Annotated in this window: 7 protein-coding genes and 1 pseudogene; 3 read left to right on the top strand and 5 right to left on the bottom strand. The window is 68.2% G+C overall.

The window, feature by feature from the left end; all coding sequences use genetic code 11:
• The coding region (locus ABR571_RS14260; RefSeq protein WP_409453867.1) for a LuxR C-terminal-related transcriptional regulator at positions 1-189 on the top strand (189 nt) is incomplete at its 5' end.
• Between the two features lie 88 nt (positions 190-277).
• Here ABR571_RS14260 and ABR571_RS14255 read toward each other — a convergent pair.
• Entirely contained in the window at positions 278-1,135 is an 858-nt protein-coding gene (locus ABR571_RS14255; RefSeq protein ID WP_409453866.1) for a class II fructose-bisphosphate aldolase, read from the bottom strand.
• A 461-nt stretch (positions 1,136-1,596) separates the two neighbouring features.
• Here ABR571_RS14255 and ABR571_RS14250 point away from each other — a divergent pair, with 461 nt between their 5' ends.
• Positions 1,597-1,836: a hypothetical protein gene (locus ABR571_RS14250; protein WP_409453865.1), complete on the top strand. Its 240-nt coding sequence runs from the start codon at positions 1,597-1,599 to the stop codon at positions 1,834-1,836.
• A 302-nt stretch (positions 1,837-2,138) separates the two neighbouring features.
• Here the strand turns inward: ABR571_RS14250 and ABR571_RS14245 are convergent, their stop codons facing one another.
• Positions 2,139-2,729, bottom strand: coding sequence for a TetR/AcrR family transcriptional regulator (locus ABR571_RS14245; RefSeq protein WP_409453864.1), 591 nt, complete (start codon positions 2,727-2,729; stop codon positions 2,139-2,141).
• A gap of 54 nt (positions 2,730-2,783) precedes the next feature.
• Between ABR571_RS14245 and ABR571_RS14240 the strand changes: the two genes are divergently transcribed.
• Entirely contained in the window at positions 2,784-3,659 is an 876-nt protein-coding gene (locus ABR571_RS14240) for an SAM-dependent methyltransferase (protein ID WP_409453863.1), read from the top strand.
• 35 nt (positions 3,660-3,694) lie between these two features.
• On the opposite strand, the pseudogene ABR571_RS14235 reads toward ABR571_RS14240, so the two are convergent.
• The 3 genes and pseudogenes from ABR571_RS14235 to ABR571_RS14225 all read right to left on the bottom strand — a co-directional run.
• A pseudogene (locus ABR571_RS14235) lies at positions 3,695-3,928 on the bottom strand (transposase); the annotation flags it as partial.
• 275 nt (positions 3,929-4,203) lie between these two features.
• Positions 4,204-5,952 (bottom strand): sialidase family protein, encoded by a 1,749-nt coding sequence (locus tag ABR571_RS14230; RefSeq protein WP_409453862.1) that lies wholly within the window; start codon positions 5,950-5,952, stop codon positions 4,204-4,206.
• A 62-nt stretch (positions 5,953-6,014) separates the two neighbouring features.
• Positions 6,015-6,338, bottom strand: coding sequence for a transposase (locus ABR571_RS14225; protein WP_409453861.1), 324 nt, complete (start codon positions 6,336-6,338; stop codon positions 6,015-6,017).
• Between the last annotated feature and the right edge of the window lie 472 nt (positions 6,339-6,810).

Genomic DNA, 6,810 nt, shown 5'->3' with positions numbered 1-6,810 from the left:
CTGATCGCCCGCGGCCTGTCCAACGGCGAGATCGCGACCGAGCTGTATCTGTCCGAACCGACGGTCAAGACCCACGTCACGCGGGTGTCCGCCAAGCTCGGTGTGCGCGACCGCGTCCAAGCCGTCGTCCTCGCCTACGAGGGGGGCGTAGTGACGCCCGGGACCGGGGTCCCGGCCCCGGGCGATTGAGGCATCGGCTCGGTGTTTACCTCTGCCAGACAGCAGTGGCAGTGACGGTGAACGTGACCTGGTCGATGAGCGAAGAATCGAAAGATCGTTACTGATCCCGTCGGCCGCTGATCGTCGCGATCAGATCGGCCGCGACGTCGACGACAGCCTGGCGCGCCGGCCCGAGGTACTTGCGCGGGTCGGACACGTCCGCGTCCGCCGCCAGGCAGGAGCGGACCGCTTGTGTGTATCCGATGTTCAGTGCCGTCCCGACATTGATCTTGGTCAGTCCGGCGCGGATGCCGTCGCGCAGCTGATCGTTCGCAACGCCGGACGAGCCGTGGAGCACGAGCGGGACCGGCACCGCGTCCCGTAGCCGCGTGACCAGGTCGATGTCGAGCCGGGCACTACGTGTGGTCATGGCGTGCGAGGTGCCGACGGCCACCGCGAGCGCGTCGACGCCGGTCGCGCCCACGTAGTCGGCCGCCTCGGCCGGGTCGGTCCGGGCGCCGGGGGCGTGTGCGCTGGCCGGGGCGTCGGCCTTGCCACCGACGTAGCCGAGTTCGGCCTCCAGCCACAGCCCGTTCTGATGCGCCCAGTCGGCGGCGGCCCGGGTTCGGCTGACGTTGTCCGCGTAGTGCAGGTTCCCGGCATCGAACATGGCCGAGCTCAAGCCGGCGACCGGTGCCTGGTGCAGCAACGTCAGGTCGTCGACGTGATCGAGATGGACGGCGACAGCGACCGGACTCGCTGCCGCGATGGCCAGGGTCGCAGCCGCGAGCGGATGCAGCGATCCACGGAAGCGCACGGCGTTCTGGCTGATCTGCATGATGATCGGCGAACCGGCTCGCTCGGCCGCGGCAACCAGACCCTCTGCGTGCTCGAGGGTGATGACGTTGAACGCGGCCACGCCGACACCGGCCGCGCGGGCGCGATCGACGAGGGTCGCTGTGGCGATGACGGGCACGCAGGACTCCTCGACGGTGAGTGAGGCCGTCCGCCGGTGCGGCCAACTGGACTAGACCATTGCCGATCGTGCATCCTTCCGACGGCGGCTGTCAATTGCCGTGTACGGCGAGGTCCGCCGAGCAGAACGCGCGGCGATCACCACTGCTGGACGCGCGGCGCATCAAGGCGACCATCGCTTGGATGCGGCCGCCGCGCGCGGTGGAGGTAACAACGCGATCGGCTGCGGCACCGCCGGCCCGCAACATCCGCCTCTGGTGTCACTGCCGCAGGCGCCGGCCGGGTCGGCCTCGTCGAACAACCCGGCGCCGCCGCAGACACCGGTGTCCGGGAGGGCGCACACCCGCGCGCTCGTTCTCGGCCGATGCCCACAGGAAGCACTTGTGGCCGGTGACGTTACAACGCGTCGCTAATGGGAATACCTGATCAGCCAGCCAGCGCGGCCCGGGGCAGGGTGTGCCTGTGGAGGTCACGATGCGGATCGGTGTCGCTCTACTGTTGGTCGCCATCGGTGTAACCCTCAGGTTCGCCGTCCTCGGGATGGGCGTGAGCGGACTCATCCTGATGATTGTTGGCGGGCTGTTCCTGATCATCCAGGGGACTGTGATGGCCACCAGGCGCCGGCCCAGCGTCAGCGAACCTGAGCCGGCCGGCTGGCCGGCCATGAAGACGTTCGTCGAGCCGCCGGCTCCCGGCTTCTGATCCGATGCCGTGTCATGACCATCGAGTCGCTTGCGTCGGCCCGGGTATCGCGGGGGCACCTGCTGAGCCAGCACCTCATCGTCTGCCCTGGCTGTGGCGGCTCGTCGGCGGTCCACCTCGGTCGGACGGCCGACGGTGCGCCGATCGTCGTGCGCGTCGTTTGCCCCGGACCCTGGCCGGTCGAGGCGAGCCCCGTGCTTGCCGCCATGCGAGCAACTGCCCCGCGCCGATGGCGGGCGCCGGCTGAGAGGGCATCCGCAAAGCGGGACGGGCGTTGATCCTCACCGCGCATCGTCAGACATCTAGCCCGCAGCGGTGCCCGTCCAGCCGGAAACGAGCGCCGTGAGGGCTTGGCGCCAGAGGGCTTTCGCAGCGCGCGGAGAACCCAGGGTGCCCCGAAGCTCGTTGACGGCCAATCCTTCGCACAGCGCGTGAAACTGCAGGGCAAGCGGCTCGATGGGCCGGCCGAGGCCGAGGCGCTCGATACGCGCAAGGAGCGCCTGCCACGCCTGCGCGTTGACTTGCGCCACTTCCGACCAGATCTGTGGCGGCGTGGCAACCGGGTCGAAGCCGATCCGGAACAGGCCAGTGTGGCGCCGAGCGAAATCGCGAAACGCGATGGCGCCCACCCGCACGAGGTCGGCGGCCGGGTCGTCGGTCAGTGCCACCCGACGCACGAAAGCGCCGAGCAGCTCGAAGGCCCGGATCCCGAGGGCTGCGAGCAAGGCGTCCTTCGTGCCGAAGGTGCTGTAGATGGCCCGGGTCGTGGTGCCGGCCTCCTCGGCCACCCGTCGAACCGTGACCGCGTTGACCCCCTCCGTCTCGACGAGCCGCTCGGCGACAACGAGGAGAGCATCAGCGGTTGCTGCGCCGTGCACCCTGAGTCGGCCCATCTTGACACAATACCATAACGTCGTTACGTTACGCCGTAACGAAAGGAAGAGGCGATGACAGACACGACGATCAGCGCGCTTGCGGATCCGGTGCGCGAGTGGGAGCGCGGGGCATGGTGCCTGGCGGCCCTTGCGCTTGCCGCCCGCGGCGAGGCGGGGTCGCTCACCCATGCGGCTCGGGATGTCCTGGAAGCGGCTGGAGTGCCAGAACACACGCTAGCTTCGTCCCCGTTGACCCCGGCACAGATCGAAGCGCTCGCATCGGCAGGGCTACTCAAGACTGCCGGCCTGCTGACCGGGCGTGACGTCAGCTGGGCCGATCAGAGCGACGATGCGTTACGCGCTCAGGGTCAGGCAAGCGGAATCGCCGCCGCCATGTTCGCGCAGTTCGTCGTGCCGAACTATCCCGAGCTGGGCGCCCGGCTCGCGCAGCCCGGTGCGCGCATGCTCGACGTCGGAACTGGTGTCGGCGCGCTCGGCGCCGGCTTTGCCATCGCGTTTCCCGCCCTGTCGGTCACCGGGATCGACGTGATGCCGAGGGTGCTCGAACTGGCCCAGCAGACTGTTGCGGAGGCCGGACTGCAAGAGCGGATGGAGCTGCGGCTCCAGGACGTCGCCGCGTTGGATGAAGAGGGTGTTTACGACCTCGCATGGTTGCCGGCGCCGTTCGTCCCTGAACGGGCGTTCACCGAGGGTGTACGCCGAATCGCCCGCGCACTGCGTCCCGGTGGCATGGTCATGATCGGCCACGGCCGCCTCGAGGGCCCCCCGGTCGACGACGCCCTCACCCGCCTGCAGACGATCGCTTACGGCGGCACCCCGATCGACGGAGCGGCCGCGACGGACCTGCTCACCGAGCTCCGGCTCGGCGACGCCAAGACTCTGCAGACGCCGCCCGGCGCTCCTGGCATCACCGTTGCGTTCCGCTGATGCGCGACTAGCCCCTCGAGGGTCCCTGACGGGCGCCAGTCGTTCATCTCCTCGATCACCTTGTCGGTGATCCGGCTGATCGTCTCCTTGCTGACCGAGGCGCCGTAGATCTCGGCGAAGTGCGCGGAGATCTCACCCGTGGTCAGGCCCTTGGCATAAAGGGACAGCACGACCTCATCGACGCCGTTGAGCCGCCGTTGCCGCTTGCGCACGATCTGCGGCTCGAACGTGCCGGCCCGATCTCGCGGCACCTCGATCTCGACCTGACCCGACGGCTGACTGAGAGCCGGCAGGTCCTCAGTCTTCGTCAAGAAACCTTCGACGCTTTCGGGGGTAGCGCCGAGACGCGCCGCTACTTCTCCGCAACGGTCGTCGAGCAGGACTATTCGGAGTGGCCGTGGCGCGTGTTGGCAACCGGGCGGTAGGGCCGTCGCGGCCAAGGGAAGGCTGATGCGATCGCCGCCCATCTCGCGGCGCTAGTTTTCGCAGGTCAGTGGTGGCGCGCCTGGGTCAGGCGCGCCACGGCACTGGTGGTTTCGACGGGTTAGCCGAGCTGGGCGACGTACTCGTTCTGGTCCAATCCGCGGGTGAGGTCGAAGCAGGTGCTGGCGTACACCGAGCATTCGCCGCCGACGTGCGGGTCGCCCAACACGTCGTTGCCCTCGGTGTTCGGCCCGGTGTAGCCGGCGACGTCGCGGTTGTCCGTCCAATCGAAGTAGGTGGAACCGCCGCCACTGGCAACCGTGTCGTAGTCGCCGTAGAACGGGACGGTTCGACCGCTGAACTGCTCCCAGTTCGGGTTCCACTTCGCCGTGGCGACCTGCCCGCTCTGCCCCGAGCCGCCGCCGTCCGGCAGGCGGGTCGCCCACGAGGTGAGCGATCCACCTACTGGAGCGCTACCGTCGGCGCAGTTTCCCGCGGGACGCTCCTGGCTGAAGCAGGGGTCGACGCGGCTGTCCACCCAGCCGACGAAGATCGACGAACCGTCGGCTGCAACCGTCGGGAAGGTCTGGTGCCCAGCCGCCGGGTCCACGAGCCCGCGGTCGTTCCACGAACCAGTGCCGCGCTGCCAGAGGTGCACCTGGCTCACTCCGCCCGGGGCGTAGGTCGTGTTGGTGTCATGCGGGTTGATCAGCTCGTTGTAGACCACGTACACGCCGTTGGCGTCCGCGGCGATGCGCGGCTGGCTGTCATCGCGGTAGAAGGTGTATCCGCTCTGGCAAGCGGACGGCGGGTCACCGCAGTCACGGGCCGAACCACCAGCGTCTTCCTCATCCACGTAGTCCGGTCCCCCTGCTGCGCGTGCAGCCGCTGCGGCAGCCGCGGTGCTCGGAGCATCTGACTTGTCGTACGGGACGAAGGTCGTCAGCGGGCGCGCGGGCGCCCAGGTCGCGCCTCCGTCGCCCGACGTGCTGTACGCGATGGCGTCGTCCTTGTTGTTCCTGCCAGCGAACTCCCGCCACACCAGGTAAGCGGTGCCATCAGCCGCGACGGCCAGGTCGGGGAACTGATTGTCACCGCTGCCGGCACTGACCTTGACCGGCTTGCTGAACGTGGCCCCATGGTCATGAGAGACCGCGACGTCGATCTCGTTGTTGCCGCTGCCGTGGAACTGGCTCCACGCCGCATACACGGTGCCGTCATAACGCGCGCTCTGGTTGTCCACCGTCAGCGCGACCTTGTCGTTGAACTGACCGTTGCCCGCAGTACCGGAAGCGACGATGACCGTGCGCCGGTACTGGTAACCGATTGGCGCAGTCGCGTCGCGCTGGTAGGAGGCGACCCACACCGAGGCGTTCTGCGGGTGCGCACGGTTGAACGCGTTGCCCATGGCATACAGCCGGCCGTGCCGGTCGAAGGCATCCCACGGGTCGCCGGTAGCGCCGACCAGCCCATGCAGCGGGGACGAGAGACCCTGCGGCGAGGTGTCGCCCGGATACCCCGGAATGAGCGACAGCGTCCAGCTGTGCCCACCGTCGGACGATGTGTACAAGCCCTCCCAAGCGTCACCAGCCACTGGCGTGGTGCAGTAATCGTTCGCTCCCGCCGCAAGCTGCTGGCCGTTGAGCGGGTCGACCGCCAGCGACGTCTCGTTCTGAGGCCGATTGTCGGAGCCGCATCGCGCAATCACCGGGTCAGTGCCGCCGTCGACGCGCGTGTAGGCGTGGTTGCCCGTCACGTTGACGTTGTCACCGACCGCCGCATCGGCACGAGGGGCGGTGGCGAGTCCGGCGACCAGCAGCGGCAGCGCGGTCAGCGCCACGGCACGTCGTCGGATCCTGGCTGAAACCATGAGATCTCCTTGGAACAAGCCGACTTGGATGAAAAGAGCCTAGGTCGACATGGAGGCCAGGTCTACACATGACGAACTGGGCGGTGATGAGCCCGGTCCAGGCGCACGATCTCGCCCAACACATGCGCATCCCCGGGATCGGACTTGGCCCCGGAGGTCGAGTGCCGACCGCGGTATTCAGCGACCTTCTTCGGGTTGATCGCGAACACCCCGTAGCCGGCGGCGACCAGCGCGGCCACCCACGGTCCGCGCTCGGTCTCGATCCCGACCTTGACCCGGCCGGCTTCGGCATCATCGAGCTCGACCCACTCGGTCGGCATCGCCGTGGCGATCAACGCGTGCAGTCGACTGATGCCCTCCAGGCCCTCGGGCAGCCGCCGTCGCACCAGCCGCGTGCCGTCCTGGTCACGATCTCGATGTCATGATGATCTTCGGCCAGTCATCACCCACGAACAGCATCCGCACCCTTTCAACGAGTCCCACGTGGTCGGGCAGCGCGGAGAAGACATTCGCGATCTCATGGTTCGGTGCTCACCCAACGACGGGGGGCACGACATCCCAGCAGCGATCAGCCTTCTCACGACCGGCGGGCGCACGGTCTGCCGCAAGACCTCGAAGGTCAGATCCGGTAAGTGCTGCCCCGCCGGCCGCTACCACCTCCGAGCCTGCCGCAACAGCACGCCCGATAGAACCCATGAGAACCGGTAGAGCCGCTCCGCGGCACATGCGGGCGTCGGCATGCGACAACCGAGCTAACTCGCGCAAGGTCTGAAACCGGCGGCACCTCGCCTATGGGCTCGCCTATCCGTTGCTTCCCGGGCGTGAGCATCTGCTTGGCGATCACTGCACCTACCGAAC

The sequence above is a fragment of the Jatrophihabitans sp. genome (assembly GCF_046262535.1).
In the GTDB taxonomy this organism is placed as follows: domain Bacteria; phylum Actinomycetota; class Actinomycetes; order Mycobacteriales; family Jatrophihabitantaceae; genus Jatrophihabitans.
The sequence above is the reverse complement of the archived record's forward strand: the minus strand, read 5'-3'. Positions and strand labels throughout refer to the sequence as shown.

Bases quoted from the DNA above. Each gene is read 5' to 3' on its own strand.
- ABR571_RS14230 (WP_409453862.1), bottom strand. From the start codon at position 5,952: ATGGTTTCAGCCAGGATCCGACGACGTGCCGTGGCGCTGACCGCGCTG.
- ABR571_RS14245 (WP_409453864.1), bottom strand. From the start codon at position 2,729: ATGGGCCGACTCAGGGTGCACGGCGCAGCAACCGCTGATGCTCTCCTC.
- ABR571_RS14240 (WP_409453863.1), top strand. From the start codon at position 2,784: ATGACAGACACGACGATCAGCGCGCTTGCGGATCCGGTGCGCGAGTGG.